Below are 20,032 nucleotides of genomic sequence, written 5' to 3'. Positions count from 1 at the left end.
CCGACAGCGTTTCGCCTTTATCTCAAGAGGCGGAACGCTTCAGGCTATCGAATGGGCCGCTGTCGTCAGCGCGTGATGCAGTGAATTTGCGGATGCACGGGGGCCCAGGATACGGATGTGGTCGTCCGCTTTGCACCGGATCACGAAGCAGCCCATTTGATGGATCATTGTCCGCAGGGCGCCGCCTGCGTCCATCTTGCGGATCGGGACGGCGCAAAGTCTTTCGCACAGATCAGACATTGCCGCGCCCGTCACATCAAAGCAGACCCAGGCGCCCGATTGCTCGGTGATTGTGGCCGTTTGGCCGAACATCGGTGTCAGCGTGTCTGCCAGCAATTCATGGGTTTCGCGGGGCGCGCTGACCATCCACTGATCCGGACCTGTCCAGAAACCAGCCTGAGGGTCATGCAGTTGCGCTTTGCCCGGGCCTGGCACTGCGCCGATCAGCTTTTTCAGAATAGCGTGACAGGCTTCTTCATGCCCCATCCGTGCCGCGACCGAGGCAAGCGCCAATGTGTCGTTTTCCGCAATCGTTATGGTGCCGATGGTCTCTGCCACAGGGGCGGACTGGCCCAGCGCCGTCACTGGTTTTAGGTCATGCACGCAGCCGCTCCCCCTCTGGATCAATGAAATGTGGACTGACGATTTCAACCCGCGTTTCCACCCCAGTGAGGGGAGAGACAAGCCGAAGCTCCTCTCCTATGCGGTTGCCGCCGTTCTTGAGGAACCCAAGGGCGATGTGATGGCCCAAGTTTGGTGAGTAGCAGGCGCTGGTGACATAACCCTGATCGTGGACGGCATCGACAGGGCCTTGCGCATTCATCAGATGCGCACCGGCCGGAACCTTTTCGGCAGGGTCGACAGGCTTGATGCCCACCTGACGCAAATCATCGGCGCGGTTCAGCCCCTCGCGCCGGGACAGGACCGCGCCGATACTGTCCTTTTTGGTGGACACCATCCGGCCCATGCCAAGGTTCTGCGCGGTGGTCGTGCCGTTGATTTCATTGCCCGTCGCATGGCCCTTTTCAATCCGCATGACACCCAGCGCCTCTGTTCCGTAAGGCGTGACCCCAAATTCCGCCCCTTCTGCCATGATCCGGCGGATCAGCGCATCGCCATACATCGTTGGCACCGCAATTTCATAGGCAAGTTCGCCGCTGAAGGAAATCCGGAACAACCGCGCCCGCAGGCCGCCGCAGACCGTAATGTTGGCACAGGCCATGAAAGGGAACGCAGCGTTCGAGATGTCCTGATCGACGATCTTTTCCAGCAGTTTGCGGCTATTGGGCCCGGCCACCGCATATTGCGCCCATGCCTCTGTGGTGGAAATCAATTGCACGTCCAGATCCGGAAACAGACATTGGTGCACGAATTCCATGTGCCGGTAGACGGGCAGCGCATTCGCAGTTGTGGTCGTGACGACGAAATGATCCTCTGCCAACCGGGCGGCGGTGCCATCGTCCATCGCAATGCCGTCTTCGCGCAGCATCAGACCATAGCGGACCTTGCCCACGGCCAGTTTCGCAAAACCGTTGCAATAGATCGTGTTCAGGAAAGCCGCCGCATCGGTCCCCTGCACATCAATTTTGCCCAAGGTAGTCACATCGCAGACACCCACGGATTTGCGGGTTGCCAGCACCTCGCGGTCAACGCTTTGCCGCCAATGGGTTTCGCCCGGCTGCGGAAACCATTGTGCCCGCATCCAGTTGCCCACTTCGACGAAAACCGCCCCCTGTTCCTGCGCCCACTTGTGGCTAGGCGTCAGGCGCGTGGGATGAAAGCCCTGCCCCCGGTGCCGACCGGCAAACGCGCCAATGGCTGTGGGCGTATAAGGCGGGCGAAAGATGGTCGTGCCCACCTGCGGGATCGTCTTGCCCGCAAGTTCAGCCATGATCGCAAGGCCACCCATGTTCGATGTTTTGCCCTGATCGGTGGCCATCCCAAGGGTCGTGTAGCGTTTCAGGTGCTCGACCGAGCGAAACCCTTCCTGATGGCTCAGCTTCACATCCTTGACGGTCACGTCGTTTTGCTGGTCAAGCCACGCGCGTGCGCAACCCTTTACGTACCAGAACGGGGTGATGTTGACGGGGGCATCCTCGGTTTGGGGCAGATCAGGGGTTTGCCCAAGGTCAAGCGCTGCAACAGCGCCAGCCGCCCCGCTGCGCAAGGCACCTGCGGTCGTAAAGACCCCGTTTGCCGCACCGGCCACCGCCATGCCGACGGGCAGGTTCTCACCCGGCACAAAGGCGGCAATCGCGTCGTCCCAAACCGGCAACCCGCGCTGGTGACAGGTGAGATGCACATTGGGGTTCCAACCGCCCGACACCCCAAGCGCGCCGCATTCAACAACGCGCATCGTGCCATCAGCTTGCCTGACGTCGATGAAACTCAGTCCAAGCCGCCCGCGCGTATCGACGACCTGTGCACCACGCAGCACCTGATAGTCAGGGTGCAACGGCGCATCGGGGCGCACGTCAACAACGGCACTGATCCTGACCCCTTTGGCGTGCAGATCACGCGCGGTCCGGTGCCCGTCGTCATTATTGGTGAAAATCGCAACCCGTCGGTCAGCCGCGGCACCAAAGCGGTTGGCATAGGTCCGCAAGGCCGCCCCCAGCATGACGCCGGGCCTGTCGTTGTTGTCAAAGGCGATGGGGCGTTCCGTGGCACCCGCACACAACAGGGCGCGTTTGGCGTAAATGCGCCACAATATCTGGCGCGGCTTGCCGGCGTCCGGACTGTGCAGATGGTCACTGACCCGCTCTAACCCGCCATAAGTCCCGTGATCGAAGGCCCCGATGATCGTTGTGCGCGGCATCAGACGCACGTTGGACAGGCTCGCAAGCTCAGCAACTGTTTGGGCGGCCCAGTCGGCCCCGGACCGATCACCCACGGCGAAAGTTTCGCTGTTCAGACGGCCGCCCATGCTGAAATCCTCGTCGGCGAGGATCACATCGGCACCGGCGCGCCCGGCGGTCAGTGCGGCAGCAAGGCCCGCAGGTCCGGCCCCGATAATCAGCAGGTCACAATGCAGGAAACCCTTGTCATAGACATCCGGATCATCCTTGCCCGAAAGCGACCCAAGCCCTGCGGCCTTGCGAATGACGGGTTCATAAAGCTTTTCCCAAAAGGCGGCGGGCCACATGAAGGTCTTGTAATAAAACCCCGCCGTCAGAAAGTTCGAGAGCCGGTCGTTGATTGCCAGCAGGTCAAACCGCAAAGACCCCATTCGGTTCTGGCTCTTGGCCAGCAGCCCGTCAAACAACTCAACCGTTGTCGCACGCGTGTTTGGTTCCTGCCGCGCGCCGCCGCGCAGTTCAACCAATGCGTTCGGCTCCTCGGACCCTGCCGAAAGCGCGCCCCGTGGGCGGTGGTATTTGAACGACCGCCCCATCAGCCGCACCCCGTTGGCCAGCAAGGCAGAGGCAAGCGTATCGCCCGGATGACCAGCATAACTGCGGCCATCAAATGAGAATTTCAGCGTTTTGGCCCGGTCAATCTGCCCGCCTGCGATCCGGTTCTTCTGGCTCATTTATTGCGCCCTCGGCTGCGTGCCACATCACGGGCAAGCTCGACCTTTGAAATCTCGTGGGTCAGCGTGTTGCGGGTGACCACCAGCCAGCTACGGTCGCCTGCCTCGTGAAACCAAAGTTCTTGGTGCCAGCCAGCCGGGTTGTCGCGCAAATAGGCGTAGTCATGAAAGTCCTGTGCGGCGGTATCAGCGTCTGGATCGGGGCGGTCAATCAGCTTGGCATCGCCCATATAGGTGAATTCGGCAGCATCGCGGGGGCCAAGAAGCGGGTGGTCAATGATCATCAGTGCAAATTGGGCTGATTGCCCACCCCTTTTTCGTCAATCATCAGGCCCTTTTCAAAACGGTCAAAACGATAGGCCGTCGCGGTCTGGTGCGGCGTATCGGTGGCCAGCAGATGCGCAAAGCAATAGCCGCTGGCGGGGGTCGCCTTGAAACCGCCATAACACCAGCCTCCGTTGAAATAGAGCCCGTCAATATGGGTCTTGTCGATGATCGGCGAGCCATCCATGGACATATCCATGATCCCGCCCCACATCCGCAGCAGCCGCGCCCGGCCAAGCATCGGGAATATCGCCATGCCACCTTCGCAGACGTCCTCGACCACCGGCAGGTTGCCCCGTTGCGCATAGGAATTATAGCCGTCGATGTCGCCTCCGAACACCAGCCCGCCCTTGTCGGACTGGCTGACATAGAAATGCCCGGCCCCGAAGGTCACAACACCGGGCAGGACAGGCTTCAACCCTTCGGACACGAACGCTTGCAACACGTGGCTTTCCATCGGCAGACGCATGTCTGCCTTGGCCATCAACCGGCTTGAGGAACCGGCAACAGCACAGCCGACCTTGCCAGCGCCGATGAACCCTTTGGTGGTCTCAACACCCAGACATGTGCCATTCTCGATCCGAAAATCCGTCACTTCACAGTTCTGGATAATATCCACGCCGCGGCTGTCGGCCCCGCGCGCATAGCCCCAGGCCACCGCATCATGCCGCACCGTGCCGCCGCGATGCTGGGCCAGACCGCCCTTGATGGGAAAGCGCGCATCGTGCGTGTTCAGAAACGGATAGCGCGCCTTAATCTGGGCGGTGCTCAGCAATTCGGCATCCGCACCGTTCAGGATCATCGCATTGCCCCGCCGGATAAAGGCATCGCGCTGCCCGTCCGAATGGATCAGGTTCAGAATACCACGCTGGCTGACCATGGCGTTATAGTTGAAATCCTGCTCCAACCCCTCCCACAGTTTCAGTGAGAATTCATAGAACGGCTCATTCCCGTCCAGCAGATAGTTGGATCGGATAATCGTCGTGTTGCGACCCACATTGCCGCCCCCGATCCAACCCTTTTCCAGAACGGCGACACTTTTTTGGCTAAACTGTTTGGCCAGATAATAGGCGGTCGCCAACCCATGGCCACCGCCACCAATGATTACGATGTCATATTGCGGCTTGGGCGCTGGGTCACGCCACGCGGGCGTCCATCCTTTATGGCCGGTCAAAGCCTCTTTGATAACGCGCAAGCCTGAATAGCGCATGACTGTCACCCCTTTTGGCCACCTTCCAACACAGGTGCGTCCGTGTCACCCGCAAAACGGGACATTCGCCTCGACAAATACGACATCAGCCTTGGTCAATGGCTGGCTGCATGTGGCCAACGGCTGTTGCGCCCAAAAAGACACGTTCAAAACCACGGCGGCAGAACAAACTTGTGATGATCCTGCAAAACGTATCTAGTTTCGTGTGGGGGGCGATACAGAACTGAGACAGGTCGATAGGAACCAGCATATTTCAAGCGCTGATGAGTTCCAAGGTGTTGCCACGTATCTTTGACGTCACTCCGCCTGATGGCATGTGACCGAGGCAAAACCCGCAGCGCCCTGTCCCGGAATTTATTTGGGGTAGGACAAAGAGTGCAAAAAGAAATTCCAAACGTCGCACAGATGTTGATTGCTTACTTGAAACTCGAAGGGGTCAGCCATGTCTTTGGCGTCCCCGGCGGCGGACTGATCGAAATGCTGGATGAGTTTTATACCCAGCGCGACGACATCAAATATGTGATTTGCAGGCAGGAAACCGGCGCGGCCTATATGGCTGACGGTTATTATAGGGCCAGCGGCAAGCTGGGCGTGGTGATGGTGACAACCGGCCCTGGTGCAACAAACGCGCTGACCGGGGTCATGAACGCCGAAGCAGGCGGGTCGGCCATGCTCGCGCTGACAGGCGAGATTGCCGAAGCCTATGCAGGCATGGGTTATTTGCAGGAAGGGATCGACGGCAAGCTGGATGTGAACGCAATCTATCAGGCATCGTCGGCCTATTCCACCATTCTGACATCGGGCGTAAATGCGCAACGGCTGGCCGAAGCTGCCTTGCGCACGGCGCTGGATGTGCCGCGCCATGCGGCCCATATTTCGCTGCCTGTTGATGTAACCGGCCAGCAGGCTGTCAAACTGGGCAAGCCCGGTGACCCACCCGTGCCTGTGACCATGCCCGACAGCCCCGCCCGCTACCGCAGCCCGCCCCCTGTTGCCGCACCGCACAAGGTCGAACAAACGCTGGAGATTCTGGCAGCCGCACAGCGCCCGCTTATCATGCTGGGCAATGGCTGCCGCGAGGCGTTGCGCGATTCCGCCACGCTGGCCGCATTTACGCATTTTGTTGAAGCCCGCGGCATTCCGGTCATCACCACCGCCGACGGCAAAGGGGTTTTCCCCGAAGACCACCCATTGTCGCTGCGCATGTTCGGCATCGCCAATTGCATATGGCCCTACTACTGGATGACCCAGGAGGACCCGCATTACGACGCGCTGCTTGTCATCGGTTCCGGCCTTGGTGAATTGGCAACCAACAAATGGAACCCGATCCTGCGGCCCAAAGGGCCCATCGTGCAGCTTGATGCAAACCAACGCGTCATTGCACGGGATTTTCCCGTCGATCTGGGCGTTGTGGGTGAAGCGGGCGCATTCATCAACGCACTTGCGCGCCTGTCGGGTGAGGCACCGCCACCACCCGATCAGGTTGCCGCGCGCAAAGCCAAGGTCGCGCAGATCAAGGCCAATCATTCACCCTTTTCCTCTGACGCACAGTACAAGGCGACCACGACGCCAGTGCAGCCCGCCGCTCTGTGCCGCGTGATGCAGGATGTGCTGCCTGCCGACAAAACGATCATCATGCTCGACGCGGGCAACTGCGTTGGCTGGGGTGCGCATTATCTGGTGTCAAAACCGGGGTTTGAGGTCCATGCATCCCTTGATATGGGGCCAATGGGCTTTGCCTCCGGTGCAGTGGTTGGTGCCAAACTGGCCCGTCCAGATGCGACATGCGTGGCCTTTACGGGCGATGGCGCATTCATGATGCAGGGGACGGAAATCTCGACAGCCCAGCGCAATGGCGTGGGTGCGATCTGGGTCGTGCTGCATGATGATGATCTGTCGATGGTCAGTCAGGGAATGGAACATTTCAAAGGCGGCAACATCGACGACTGGAAGGAAATGTTCTCGCTCGGGTCACCTGATCTTGCGCAATTCGCAAGCGGGTTGGGCGCAGATGCCTATACGGTAAATTCACCTGATACGTTTGAAACGGCATTGAAAACAGCCGTGGCCAAGGCAGAAGCAGACAAGAAACCGCAGGTCATCGTGGCGCAAATCGACCGCACAGCAGAGCCGCCCTATTACGACGAAAAATACGCGCCATCCAAAGCCCAAGCGCGGCTGTTGACTATGAGGAAACATTGATATGACTGACTTGATCGATTTCGCCATCGTGGGCGGCGGCGCATCCGGCATTTATACCGCATGGCGTCTGGCGCAGGCGACCGATACCGAATTGGACTGCATCCGCAAGAAAATTGGCGGCGCAGGGCCGTTGAAAATCGCGGTTTACGAAAGCTCTGACCGAATCGGGGGCCGGCTGCTGTCGGCATCCCCCGCAAGTATGCCCGATGATCCGATGGAAATCGGCGGAATGCGGTTTTTGAACAACCAACCCATCGTCAGCGCGCTGGTGGAAAAACTCGATATCGCGCATCACCAACAAGTGGTTGCCGCCCCCAACAACTATGCATGGTTGCGGCGCAAGCATTTTGTACAGTCAGAACTGGTTAACCCCGACACCGACCTGCCCTACAACCTGACAGACGAAGAACTGGCATTCATCACCAATGGCACCACGCAGGACCCGTCAGAACTGCTATCCTGGGCGGTCACCAAGGAATTTCCAGAGATCAAGGGCCTGCAAGGCAAGGCGCTTAAAGAATTTCTGCACAAAGCGAAGGTCGACGGTCGCCCGCTTTATCAAGTGGGGTTCTGGAATCTGCTGTCACGGCACCTGAGCCACGAGGGCCGCAAACTGGCGATTACCGCCATCGGTTATGACGTGCTGGGTGCCAATTCAAACGCCGTGGATATCATAGCAGAGAATTTCGATTTCACCCCCGGCACGAAATACTACCTATTTGATGAGGGCTTCGAGGCGATGCTGTGGGAACTGGCCGGACAGTTCGAAGAAAGCGGCAGGATTCACATGGGCATGCGGCTTGACCACTTCGATGATTATGACATGGGCGATGGGCACAAGGGCATGTGTCTGCATTTTGAAAAGGCCGACGACGTCCATGCGCGCGCCATCGTGCTGGCCCTGCCGCAGGCCGCAATCAAGGCGCTGCGCCGGACCGGTCCCCTGCTGGACCCCGACCGTGCCCCCCAAGTACCCGCCTTGCTGGAATCCGTGGAAGGTATCCCGCTTTACAAGCTTTTCCTGATCTACGAATCCCCTTGGTGGAAAGAGCTTTGCAACCTGTCCGAAGGGCGGTCCGTCACCGACATTCCGCTGCGCCAATGCTACTATTGGTCGACAAACGATGGCAGCTATTCCGCAATCATGGCCTATAACGATCAGTCCAGCACCAGTTTCTGGGGCGGCTATCAAACGGGGCCAGAGGGGCCGCGCAACACCAGGCAACTCGGACATGGCCCGGCGTACTTTGAAAGCGAACATGCCGATTGGGCCGCGCCCAAGGATCACGTTGCAGCGCGGCGTCACAAGAACTGGACAGACCACAAGGTGCCCAAGGAAATGGTGCTTGAGATGCACCGCCAGCTGATGGAAATGCATCAGGTCACCGATGCCCCCGAACCCGTTGACGCCGCCTATATGGACTGGATGAATGCCCCATATGGCGGTGCTGTCCATTTCTGGAACCCCGGTTACAAATCGTGGGAATTGGTCGACAAGATCCCGCAACCTGTTGATGGTCTGAACGCCTTTATCGTGGGCGAGTCCTTTTCGACCGTCCAAACGTGGGTCGAAGGGGCGCTGCAAACATCAGACAAGGCTTTGGCTAAACTGGGCATGGGCAAGCCTGATTGGCAGGCCAAGGCATGACTGCCTTTGTCCCCCGTATCCTTGGCACCGGGCATACAGTGCCGGGGAAAATCCGGCTGAACGATGACCCGATCTTTGACTGGATCAAGAAGAACAACCCGGCGGGACTAGAACTGTTTGCGGGATACGACAAACGGCATGTCTTGTCAGAAGGCGAATGCATGATCGACATCATGCTGCCTGCCGCCCAACTGGCGCTGAAGAACGCTGGCATTCGCCCCGATCAGGTTGATCTGCTGATTGGCGACGGATCGATTGGCGCATATGTGACGCCCAACACGATCAGCGAGCTGCACCACCGGCTGGGGCTGCCTGCACGTGCATTGCCCCTGCCCGTAGGCAACAATTTTTCGCAGTTCAATGCCGGCATGATGATCGCTGACGCGCTGATCCGGGCTGGGAGGGCCACATATGTCTTGATTGTTCTGGGCGACAACTGGACGCGCTATGTGGACTATCATACGGCGCAAGCAGTCTCTGCCGCTGATGGGGCGGCGGCTTGCGTCATCGGGCCGTCGGACAATGCTGCATGCTGGCATTTCGTCGATGAAATCACGGTTGCAGATACCTCCTACTACGGGTCGATGTTCATGGCCCCCGACCTGTTGCCAGAAAAGGTGCAAGATGGGGGCGGGCTGCCCGACAGCGAATACACCCACCCCTATTTTCACATCACCGAAGAAGGGATCAAAGGCTTTACCGAATTTGGCGTCAACACATCAGCGGACGCGGTTGCACAACTGTTGGCACGAAACCGGGTCGATGCGAAAGATATTTGCCTGCTGACCCATCAGGCCAGCACCAAACTGATGGACCATTGGAAAGATGTGATCAAACCGGGCTGCTACGTCCAGACCATCGCGCAATATGCCAACATGGTGCAGTGCAGCGTGCTGTTCAATCTGTCGTGGGGGGCGCAGAATGCCAATGATTTCACCCAAGACTGGCTCGTCGTGTTGTGCCTTGGACCGGACATGCACGCCAATGCAATGTTGATGCGGCGGAACTAGAGCCACGCGTCCCGCAGGCGAGCGGCAACTGCTGTCGCCCCCCACGTTTCATAGGCGGCGATGGCTGCTTGCTTGCGCGCGGTGACCAGGTCCAGTCGTGCCGCGTATTCGAGGGCCAATGCGCGGTCCTGCAACCATTGATCCGGCCCCAGACTGTCAGCCAGGTCGCTCAAAGCAGCGGCTGCGCTCGTGTCCCCATTGAACCCTGCCCAGATCAGCTTTGACATCTGCGCTTTTGCGCCAAAATTGTCCGGCTGGATGACGTGCCACTCTTCCAACATCGCGATGGCCTTCTGGATGGGATCAGTATGCGCTGACAGGCTGCTGTTGTCGGACAGAACAGCCCCGAACCGCGCCAACAACCCGTGCAGAACAAGGTCACATTCAATCATCTGACCGGCGATCGCACCACCCATTTCGCAGGCGCGATCATACCACGCCAAGGCACCTTCCCAGTCACCCGCATAGCGATGCAGCCGTACTCGTGTCGCAAGATAGAACGCGCTTTGATTTGCAAACTCCGTCTCTGCGACCCAGCCGATATCCTTGTCCTCGTCAATCGCATGATCAGACAATGACAGCGGATTATCGGTCTTTGACTGCAACGCCCGCGCGAACTGCATTTCAAGGACCGTATGCATACGAGCATTGCGGTATAGCGCAGTGGTCAGGGCCCTCTGGGCCTGATCGACAACATCGGCCAACGGGTGACCCGTTGCGGCCCGCAGTATCACAGCGCCCGCGATATTATAGCTCGCGTATTGCTGATCTTGCGGGGCCACATCCATCTTTCGGGCGGCACGGTTGATGGCAATACTTTCTGCCATCGGCACCCGCCAGTGCCCATGAAACCAGGTATCGATAAAGGCCACAGCGGGTAACGCGGTGCCGCCCGTTACCGCATCAAGATCAAGGGCGGCGCGCGACCAGGCCGCACCCGCAACCTTGTCCTGCGTCAAGAGCGCACGCACGATGGAATAGATCGCAAAGGCATGCGGGGGACCCGACTGATTTTCCATGACAAGCCGCATCGCCGATGTCGCGGCCCATGCAAAGATTTCGAACTGGTTGGACTGGAACGCAAGCGGGGCGGTCGGCAGGATCGCCAGAAAACGCAGGGCGAGATCATCCGATGGTGGCTGCAATCCAGAAAGCAGTTCGGTCGGATGGCGCCCTGCGGTCAGGCGTTCAATTTCAGCGATGTTTTCCTCAATGCCTTGTCCTAGTGCGGCTGTGCCTTCAGGCACATCGACCCCGGCTGTACGCATCGCACGCAAGCCCACCTTTACGGCATCAATGGCAAAGCCCTGACCAAAGAGACGCTGGGCCTCTTCGATCATGTAGCCGACGGCACGGTCCTTTGCACCTGCCTGTTCCCAATGATGTGCAAGCTCCAGCATACGGCTGGCGCGGTCCTCGGCTGCGTTTTCTTCGATCCATTGGGCGGCCTTGGCATGAAGGCCCCTGCTCTGCTGAGCTGGCAACTGGCTGTGCGCCACCTCTCTGACGATGCTATGGGAAAAAGCATAACCCAGATTTTCGCCCTGATCCTGCGTACGCAGGAAACCGTTCGAAACCTGTTGCTTCAACTGCGCCGCAATCGCCACGTCGGGTTCAGCGACCGGATGAATATCGCAGACCAGCTGTGTCGGAAAAACCAGACCGGCGACCGAGGCAACCCGCAGCGAAAGCTGCTCGGCCGGGTCAAGCCGGTCCAGCCGCTGCAAGACCATTCCATGCATCGTGTCAGGCAAACTGGCGGCGTCAAGGGCTGCGGCATCGGCGAGTGTCGCCTTGCCCGCGTGCTGCGTGATTGCTTTCTTCTCCACAAGGCTGCGCAACAGTTCGACACAGTAGAATGCGTGCCTTTCTGTCAGTTTTTCAATCCGATCAAACAGCGCGGCGTCAACAGTCTCACAATCCAGACACCGCAAGACCAGTTCCTTGAGCCCGGCGCGCGTCAGGGGGCCCAATGGCAGATGCGCAAATCCGGCGTTCTGTGCGAAATCCTGCCACCTGTTGTCGGCGGTTGGCTGGGTCAGCACAACGATCATCAGGGACGGCAGGGCCTCTGCCAGTCGGGCGAGAACCTGACCCGATTCGTCATCCAGCCACTGGGCATCATCCACACAAAGGCATGATGGGGTGTCGGCCAATGCATGACACAGCACATCAACAACATAACTTTGAATGTGGGCCGCACGCGCACGCCCGATCGCGTCTTGCGTGACCGGGGTTTCATCCAATCCGGTCGGGAACAGCGCGTTCAGAAAGGGGGCACGTTCGCGCAGGTCATAAGGCAACCTGGACAAGATAGTGCCCTGCCGCTTTTGGGCCGTCATCAAAGGTAAAACGCCCAGCACATCCAGAAAAAGGCTGCGCAGCGCACTATAGGGCGACGCCTGTTCAATCGCCGATGCGGCCACAATCCTGAAGTTGCCACCGCTTGCCGTCACATGATCGCGCAGGTTCAGGGCAAGGCTTGTTTTTCCGACACCGGATTCGCCTTCAACAACAACGTTGGTGCCATAGATTCCGGATGTTGCGTGTGACCAACAGCGCAGCAACAGCTCTTTTTCACTGGCCCGGCCCTGGATATTATGGGTGGATTCCGCAGGCCTTTGTTCATCCTCAAGCGCCCAGACCGGTGCCGGTGTTTGCGCCCCTTTGAACAGCAACATCATCGGATCGGCGGCAATCGCCACACGGTCCTGCGTTGCGCGCATCGTGTTCTTGTCAATAAGGATGCCGTCTTCCGTTGCACCCGCAAGTCGCGTGGACCGGATCAGCGCATCACCCAAGACCAGATCACAGCGCCGGTCCTTGTTTCCGACGATACAGCACAGCATCCGACCTGTGGCAACGCCAATGCTGGACTGCACCCCCCGTTGCCTGAGGGCTGCCAGAATGTCGCGTGCAGACAGAACGCTGCGCAAGGGATCGTCAGAGTGGGCGTCCGGCGGGGTTCCGAAGGTCACGAGGATCGACACGCCTTTGTCATCAACAATGACCTCCGCCACGTAACCGTCACGACCATGCACGATCTCTTGAACGCTCTGCACGATTTGGTCCAGCCGCGCTGCGCCCTCGCCGGTGCTCTGGTCAAAACCATGCAGGACGACGCTGACCGAAGTCACGGGGCGCAGCTCTGCCAGATACTTGAGGCCAACCGTTTCGATCCACCCTTGGGCAAAACGCGGCATCCGCGCGACAGTCGCGTCCCATGCTGTTGCAGGCGGTACGGCAAGCACGGTTCTTTCAGCTGAAACAAAGGGGATGTCCCCCAACAGCCTGTGGGCGCTCTTGCCCCCAATCACCTCCGAAACTGTATCCGCAGGACACAGCGACGCCGCAGTGGCCGTCAGGAATATCTGGTTCGGCTGTTTGATCGTCGCGATCTGTTCCAGTTCCTTGAGCGCGGAGCCAACAGACGTTGTCAACCAACGACCATTTCGCCCGCCAAGCTCGACCGTTTGGATATCGCCGCAAGCAATATGGTGGTTAAGATCAAAATGGGAATCGCCGTTCTCGCGTTTTCGCACAAGTGCGTTGGCAGTGTTGGCAGCACGTGCAACCGCCTGCGCCATGCCACCGTTGTCCACCGGCCAAACCGACAACAGACCGTCACCGACAAACGTGACAGGTTCGCCCCCGTGCGACAGGATCGTCTCGATCAGCTGGTCATAATGCGCGTTGATCTCGCGGTGCAGCCTGTCGACGCCCTCGGACCCGGCGGACAGGAACATATGCGTGTGACGCGAAAATCCCGCAATGTCGGACCATAGCAAGGCCACCTTGCGCGGGGGGAGCGCCCCGCAAGTTGTTCCGTCCGGGGCCACGGCAAGGGCTGCGCGCAATTCGGCAGAGAGGAAGCTCAGTGCCTCAAAGACATTCTCCTGAGTCGATGCATACATTTCATTCGCTTTCGCTCGGGGTGACAGGCAGCTTTCGTGGCGCATGGCCGACGCAAAGATTATTTAACTATCGGGTTATTAAACGTTTTTCGCACAGGATCAAATAGCGCATGGAAGCGGATTTCGAAACGGGCGTTGACCAGTCTTGCCCACGGTGTTTATCAAGACGACTGAACAGGAAAGAGGGTGTATGCTCATTCCCCAAGATAATTATGCCGCGATGTATGACGGCTTTGCGTGGAATATTCCCACCCACTTCAACATCGGCGTCGACATTTGCGATTCTTGGGCTGCGCGCAGTCCCGACCGGACCGCGATCATTGATATAGACAAGGATGGGCGGGCCGAAGAAGTCAGTTTTCGGGACCTGAAAAATCTGTCCAATCAATTGGCGAATGCCCTCGCCCGGCGGGGGATTACTGCTGCAAGCAGCGGCTACGGCGACCGGGTCGGCGTGCTGCTGCCACAGCGGGTTGAAACGGCGGCGGCCCATATCGCGGTCACAAAGATGGGTTGCATTTCAATCCCGCTGTTCACGCTTTTCGGTGAAGACGCATTGCTTCACCGTTTACGCGATTCCGGTGCAAAAGCCGTCATCACCGACAGGTCCGGCCTTGCCAAACTGCGGGCCTTGCGCACGCAGCTACCTGATCTGACATGCATTCTGTCGGTCGATGGGGCCGATGATATGGCGGAATCTTTTGCCAGTGCTTGCGCCGCAGAGGCGCCTGATTTCACCCCGGTCAACACCAGGGCCGACGACCCCGCCTTGCTGATCTACACCAGTGGCACGACGGGCAACCCCAAAGGGGCGCTGCACGCGCATCGGGTTCTGCTTGGCCATCTGCCCGGCGTCGAAATGAGCCATAATTTCCTGCCCCACGACAATGACCGTTTCTGGACACCCGCCGACTGGGCGTGGATCGGCGGGCTGCTGGATGTGCTGATGCCAAGCCTGCACCATGGCATCACGGTCGTGGCGCGGCGGTTTGAAAAGTTTGATCCTGCGGCGGCGTTTGCGCTGATCAAGGACCATGCGGTACAGAATATCTTCCTGCCTCCAACCGCGATGAAAATCATGCGGCAACTGCCTGACGCGGAAAAACTTGGCATTCAGGTCCGCTCTGTCGGCAGCGGAGGTGAAGCGTTGGGGCCCGAGTTGACCGACTGGTGTCACCGCACGTTGGGCACCACTGTCAACGAGTTCTACGGCCAGACCGAATGCAACATGATCGTCTCGTCTTGTTCTGCGCAGGAATCACCAACCCCGGGTGCAATGGGCCGGCCGGTGCCGGGGCATCGGGTCGAGATTATTGACGAGACAAGCGGCGATGTCCTGCCAGAGGGGCAGGAAGGCGCTATCGCTGTTCTGGCACCTGATCCGGTCATGTTCCTGGAGTATTGGAACAATCCGCAAGCCACGGCAGAGAAGTTCGTCACCGGACCATCTGGCAAATGGCTTTTGACGGGTGACAGGGGTATCCGAAATCCGAACGGCACCTTGCGTTTTGTCGGGCGCGATGATGATGTGATCGGCTCTGCCGGTTATCGGATCGGGCCCGCCGAAATCGAAGATTGCCTGCTCAGGCATCCGGCGGTCGCGCTGGCAGGCGCTGTGGCCAAACCGGATGATCTGCGCGGCGCGGTCGTTGCTGTCTATCTCAAGCTGACACCGGGGTGTGCGCCGTCAGACGCGCTTGCCGCTGAAATCGCGCAGTTCGTCAAGACACGGCTGGCGGCCCACGAATACCCCCGCGCCGTCCGGTTCATAGAGGAAATGCCGATGACCACCACCGGCAAGATCATCCGGGGCGCGCTGCGCAAACTGGCGCAGGAGGAATATGCGGCAGAACAGGCAAAAGCGGGAACCAATGCAGCAAAGGTTGATCGCGGGGGCAAAGGTGAGACGCCTCAGCCGGGCTGATCTAGTCCCCGCTTCAGCCACCCTTCCCCATAACGCACGTCGATGCATCCGCTGAACCTTGCGGCCCGGTCCAGTTCTGCCTCCAGCGATTTCAACCGACCCGTTCCCATCTGCACCCCGCGCTCTGGCCAGAAGGCGCTGACATTCAGCACCTCGCCTTCGCGTTTCATGTCAATCCGGCCAATCATCCGGTCGCCCGCGATCACCGGAAAGACGTAGTATCCATATTTGCGTTTTGCAGCCGGAACGAAAATCTCGATCCTGTAGTGGAAACCAAACAGCCGCTCTGCCCTTTTGCGATCACGCAGGACGGGGTCGAATGGCGACAGGATGCGCAGGCGCTTGACCGGCGGGGCCACGGCTTGATCCATGACATCGGGCCACGCGAAGGATCGGCGCAGCTTGCCGTCGATACCTTCCAAATCCACCGCGATCAGGCGGCGATCAGCCAAGGCCGCCGCGCACCAGTCTTTGGCTTCCGCCGGAGTGACCGTGTCCCAGAATGCGGCCAACTCGCCGCTGGTGGCAAAGCCAAGCCGATCAAGGGCACCCGCGCACAGCGCATCAATCGTCTCGTCGACGTGGGGACGGGCATTCAGGGCCTCGGGCGGGATCACCCGCTCGGTCAGGTCATAGACCTTGCGAAAACCGACCCGCTTGGCGACAGACAACTGGCCCGACCGCCACAGATATTCCAGCGCGGTCTTGGATGGATGCCAATCCCACCAGCCGCCAGAGCCTTTCACCTCGTCCGTGCCCACATCACCGCTTGAGCAGGGGCCACCGTCAGTCACATGGCGCAGAACATCGTCGATCTTCTCCATGAAGCCGTCACGCCGCCATTCTTTCCACAGGGTTGCCATCCTGTCGGCGTCACGGCTGAAACGCAGCCGCCAATGGGGGAACAGCGCCATAGGGATCGCAGCAGCATCATGGGTCCAATGTTCAAAAACGGCACGGCCCTGCAAAAGACTTTGCAATGCAGGCGGGCGGTATTGTTGGCGGCGTGACCACAGGATCAGGTCATGCGCGCGGGCGAAAGTATTGACGCTATCAAGCTGCACAAAGCCTAAATGATCCAGCGCAGCCGACAAGTCCGCACCCTTGCCCGCGCCGGACGGGCGCTCACTCAGGCCATGTTTATGCAGGAACAAATGGCGGGCGGCAGTGTTTGTCAGAATGGGAACGGTCATGTGTTATCTTCAACCACAGTGATCTGCTGCAACCGCAACTGGCGCAGCATTTCGACCATACCCGCCGTGACCAGCCCGATATTCAACAACCCGTTGACCGCAGCCATGCCAGACAGCAAGCGCCATTCCATCGGCAACAGTACATCGCCGAACCCCAAGGTGGTAAAGGCAACGAGCGCGAAATAGACCGACAGCTCGAGCGTATCGAATATCCCGAGCGCAAGCATGGTCAGCGCCCAAAGCCACACCGCAGCCGTCATCTGCGCCAAAATCCACAAGGCCGCCAGACAAAGCACCAGAATAAGCTTGGGGCGGTGCGGCGCGCGGGTCAGCCATCCCCGCATCCGGCGCAGGCCGCATTCCAGCAGCCAAAAGCTGACACCTGCGATCAGAATTGACGTGATCAGCAGTGCCGAACCAAGGGCAATTTGTATCAACATTGGGCCTCTCCACCAATTAGGCTCTATGGCGCACCTTGTACGCACGCATCCTATCGCTTATCTCAACCCAACTATGGGCAAGAAACCACAAAAGACAAATTACAAGGTCGTCGCCGAAAATCGGCGCGCGCGGTATGATTATGCCATCGAGGATGACATCGAGGTGGGCATTATCCTGACCGGCTCCGAAGTCAAATCCCTGCGCACGGGCCAGTCGAATATTGCCGATAGCTATGCGTCGGTTGATGATGGCGAACTTTGGCTGACGAATGCCTACATCGCCCCTTATGACCGAGCCATGTTCAGCCACGAAGAACGGCGCAAGCGCAAGCTGCTGGTCAGCCGCAAGGAACTATCAAAGCTCTGGAATGCCACCAAGCGCGAGGGCATGACGCTTGTCCCGCTGGTCATGTATTTCAACGATCGCGGGCTGGTGAAGCTCAAGATTGCGACCGCGAAGGGCAAGAAAAACCACGACAAGCGCGCCACAGAGGCCAAACGCGACTGGGGTCGTCAGAAACAACGGCTATTGCGGCACGGCGACTAGGCGGGTGCACGCCAACCGTTCTTGCAGGATCGTTCACTTATCGTCCCCGCGCGCTCCGCATGTTCAAAAGCGGCTTTGAACGGGCATAAGGCATAACAAAACTGCAATAGGGTATGATCGGCGGCGGCGAAAGCCGCCAGATCGGGCCAGCGGTTGTAGATAGATCGAACGCAGCAAAGCGAACCTGTCACCAGATGCCGACCGCACCACCTGCACCACCATCGGTCACGCCAAAGGGATGCTGACGGCCTTTGCGAATATCTACTCTGACCTAGCCGAAGCGATCAACATGCGCAAAGAAGGGCGGATCATTGATCAGGCGGCAAATCTGCGCCCGTGGGCAGAGGATGGGTTGCGGCATTTGGACGTCGTGCGGCACACAAAGACAGACGGTGACGAAGCGGGCTGGAAGCTGGTCAGGATCATGGGCCCTGCGGTCGAGTTGCTTTCACCAACAGCAGAAAAGCACATCTTCCGGATTGATGACACTCAATACAGTCTGGCCCAAAATGCTGCCGCCGGGCGCGAAGACCCGGGCGTTGAACTTGAAGAGTACGACAATGTCAAACCCCGCTATACGCTTGAAGCGCATAAGAAAGGCATGGAATTTGCCATCAAGGAAATGAACAGCACAAGCCGTAGCCAGCCATTTACCGGCCGCGATTCACTCATTGTGTACGACCTGCCGCCTGAACGTGGCGGCAAACCGGTGCGCAGTTTTTCCAATAGCCCCGAAGAGGATGAAATCCTGTTCCCGCCCGGAATAACGTACAGCGTGGAAGAAATCATTGAGCGCACTGACGATAAGGGCGGCGGCCCCGCCTTCGCCGCAGAAATGCTGCGTCTTGGACTGACTGAAGCTGGGAAGTTGCAGCGGATACTCAAGGTCCGCGTACATCCAGTGAAATAGTGGTATCTGGCCCGCAACCTACACCGGTCTGCCCGGCGGACGGCGATGCCTGCATCCAGCTGATTGGCTCTAGGGCAACGGGCGTAGCGTGCCACGCTCAACAATATGACATACGAACTGCTGTGCCTGCGGGGTGTGGCTGCCATTCTCCAAGACAGACGCAATAAGAGCGACCGACGAGGTAATGATCTGCCCGATCGGATTGTGGATCGTTGTCAGGTTTATGTTGTCCCAGCCCGCCATTTCCATGTCGTTCAGGCCGATGATCCCGATATCGTCAGGCACCTGCAATCCTGCCGATTGAATGGCGGACAAGGCACCGATTGACAGCACATCATCTCCGCAAAAGTAAGCCTCTGCGGGGGTGGACTGTAGCAATCGCGCCATTTCCGCGCGGCCTGCATCAAAGGAATAGTTGGTCGCAAAACTGACCGTCATTTTGACCTGCGGATCGGCGTCCGCCACCTGTGCAAACCCTTTCAGGCGGTCCTGCGTTGACGTCGCACTTTCTGGCCCGCCCATAAAGGCGATCTTGCGGTACCCCCTGTCGATCAGCGTTTGTGCAGCCAGCCGTCCCGCCGCGATATTGTCGATCCCCAGCACATCGACCCGCGGGTTTGACGTTTGCCGCCCAAAGGAATGCACCACAGGCAGACCCACATCTGCAAAGGCTTGGGAAAAGCTCGCTGGCAGCGTGGAGGACGCCACGATCACCCCGTCAACCGAATAGGCGCGCAGCATCCGCAGCGAGTTTTCGGGATCTACTTCATCGGTCAGGTTCACCAGCAGCGGCCGCAGTCCGCGTTCTTGCAGGCTCTTTGTGAACAGATCAAAGACGTTCAGGAAAATCGGATTGTGAAAGTTATTGGACACAAGGCCGATCATCTTGGTCCGCCCTGTCGTCAGCGACGAGGCCAGCGCGTTGGGGCTGTAACCCAATTCTCTGGCGGCAGCCGTCACTTTGGCGCGGGTCTTGGCCGATACGGACGCCCCCTTGGTAAAGGTGCGCGACACCGCCGAGCGGGAAACCCCCGCAAGTTCTGCGACATCTTTCAAAGTGACCGCCACGGCATAGGCTTTCTGCTGGACTTTCAGAGTTCTATCCAATTCCGCAACGGCTGGCCAGAGGGCATCTCAATGCCATTCACGCGGGGTCCCAAGCTATTTCCCCACGGAAA

The 20,032-nt window shown here is 58.9% G+C and carries 14 protein-coding genes; 6 read left to right on the top strand and 8 right to left on the bottom strand.

Annotated features, from left to right (window positions below; genetic code table 11):
• Positions 1 to 39 precede the first annotated feature (39 nt).
• Genes C8N45_RS07735 through C8N45_RS07720 form a run of 4 tightly spaced genes read right to left on the bottom strand, consistent with a single transcriptional unit; the run spans position 40 to position 5,066 of the window.
• On the bottom strand, positions 40 to 603 hold the full coding sequence (locus C8N45_RS07735; RefSeq protein ID WP_108385631.1) for a sarcosine oxidase subunit gamma: 564 nt from the start codon (positions 601 to 603) through the stop codon (positions 40 to 42).
• Positions 596 to 3,532, bottom strand: a complete 2,937-nt coding sequence (locus C8N45_RS07730) for a sarcosine oxidase subunit alpha family protein (RefSeq protein ID WP_108385630.1) — start codon at positions 3,530 to 3,532, stop codon at positions 596 to 598. The genes C8N45_RS07735 and C8N45_RS07730 overlap by 8 nt, the downstream gene beginning before the upstream one ends.
• Entirely contained in the window at positions 3,529 to 3,816 is a 288-nt protein-coding gene (locus C8N45_RS07725) for a sarcosine oxidase subunit delta (RefSeq protein WP_108385629.1), read from the bottom strand. Before C8N45_RS07725 ends, C8N45_RS07730 begins: the two co-directional genes overlap by 4 nt.
• Positions 3,816 to 5,066, bottom strand: coding sequence for a sarcosine oxidase subunit beta family protein (locus C8N45_RS07720; protein WP_108385628.1), 1,251 nt, complete (start codon positions 5,064 to 5,066; stop codon positions 3,816 to 3,818). Before C8N45_RS07720 ends, C8N45_RS07725 begins: the two co-directional genes overlap by 1 nt.
• A gap of 375 nt (positions 5,067 to 5,441) precedes the next feature.
• Here C8N45_RS07720 and C8N45_RS07710 point away from each other — a divergent pair, with 375 nt between their 5' ends.
• From C8N45_RS07710 to C8N45_RS07700, 3 genes are read left to right on the top strand one after another with little or no spacing between them, the layout of a single operon-like run.
• The gene (locus C8N45_RS07710) at positions 5,442 to 7,268 is read left to right on the top strand and encodes a thiamine pyrophosphate-binding protein (RefSeq protein WP_211095458.1); all 1,827 of its coding nucleotides are present in this window, start codon (positions 5,442 to 5,444) and stop codon (positions 7,266 to 7,268) included.
• 1 nt (position 7,269) lies between these two features.
• The gene (locus tag C8N45_RS07705) at positions 7,270 to 8,916 is read left to right on the top strand and encodes a flavin monoamine oxidase family protein (RefSeq protein WP_108385625.1); all 1,647 of its coding nucleotides are present in this window, start codon (positions 7,270 to 7,272) and stop codon (positions 8,914 to 8,916) included.
• Positions 8,913 to 9,926: a 3-oxoacyl-ACP synthase III family protein gene (locus C8N45_RS07700; RefSeq protein ID WP_108385624.1), complete on the top strand. Its 1,014-nt coding sequence runs from the start codon at positions 8,913 to 8,915 to the stop codon at positions 9,924 to 9,926. Before C8N45_RS07705 ends, C8N45_RS07700 begins: the two co-directional genes overlap by 4 nt.
• Here C8N45_RS07700 and C8N45_RS07695 read toward each other — a convergent pair.
• On the bottom strand, positions 9,923 to 13,840 hold the full coding sequence (locus C8N45_RS07695; RefSeq protein WP_168769424.1) for an AAA and adenylate/guanylate cyclase domain-containing protein: 3,918 nt from the start codon (positions 13,838 to 13,840) through the stop codon (positions 9,923 to 9,925). The genes C8N45_RS07700 and C8N45_RS07695 overlap by 4 nt on opposite strands.
• 190 nt (positions 13,841 to 14,030) lie before the next feature.
• Between C8N45_RS07695 and C8N45_RS07690 the strand changes: the two genes are divergently transcribed.
• Positions 14,031 to 15,764 (top strand): AMP-binding protein, encoded by a 1,734-nt coding sequence (locus tag C8N45_RS07690; RefSeq protein ID WP_108385622.1) that lies wholly within the window; start codon positions 14,031 to 14,033, stop codon positions 15,762 to 15,764.
• Here the strand turns inward: C8N45_RS07690 and C8N45_RS07685 are convergent.
• Positions 15,752 to 16,957 (bottom strand): winged helix-turn-helix domain-containing protein, encoded by a 1,206-nt coding sequence (locus tag C8N45_RS07685; protein ID WP_108385621.1) that lies wholly within the window; start codon positions 16,955 to 16,957, stop codon positions 15,752 to 15,754. The two genes, C8N45_RS07690 and C8N45_RS07685, sit on opposite strands and share 13 nt — an antisense overlap.
• Positions 16,954 to 17,397: an ion channel gene (locus C8N45_RS07680; RefSeq protein WP_108385620.1), complete on the bottom strand. Its 444-nt coding sequence runs from the start codon at positions 17,395 to 17,397 to the stop codon at positions 16,954 to 16,956. The genes C8N45_RS07685 and C8N45_RS07680 overlap by 4 nt, the downstream gene beginning before the upstream one ends.
• A 73-nt stretch (positions 17,398 to 17,470) precedes the next feature.
• On the opposite strand from C8N45_RS07680, the gene smpB reads away from it, so the two are divergent.
• Together smpB and C8N45_RS23420 are read left to right on the top strand one after the other, a co-directional pair.
• Positions 17,471 to 17,944, top strand: coding sequence for an SsrA-binding protein SmpB (smpB, locus tag C8N45_RS07675; RefSeq protein ID WP_108385619.1), 474 nt, complete (start codon positions 17,471 to 17,473; stop codon positions 17,942 to 17,944).
• Positions 17,945 to 18,182: 238 nt separating this feature from the next.
• Entirely contained in the window at positions 18,183 to 18,854 is a 672-nt protein-coding gene (locus C8N45_RS23420; RefSeq protein WP_181868907.1) for a hypothetical protein, read from the top strand.
• 69 nt (positions 18,855 to 18,923) lie between these two features.
• On the opposite strand, the gene C8N45_RS07665 is transcribed toward C8N45_RS23420, so the two are convergent.
• A complete protein-coding gene (locus tag C8N45_RS07665) occupies positions 18,924 to 19,922 on the bottom strand; it encodes a LacI family DNA-binding transcriptional regulator (protein ID WP_108385776.1) in 999 nt (332 codons plus the stop codon).
• Between the last annotated feature and the right edge of the window lie 110 nt (positions 19,923 to 20,032).

Origin of the sequence: Yoonia sediminilitoris, from assembly GCF_003058085.1 — a bacterium.
Taxonomy (GTDB): Bacteria; Pseudomonadota; Alphaproteobacteria; order Rhodobacterales; family Rhodobacteraceae; genus Yoonia; species Yoonia sediminilitoris.
This window is presented reverse-complemented; position numbering and strand designations above follow the sequence as displayed.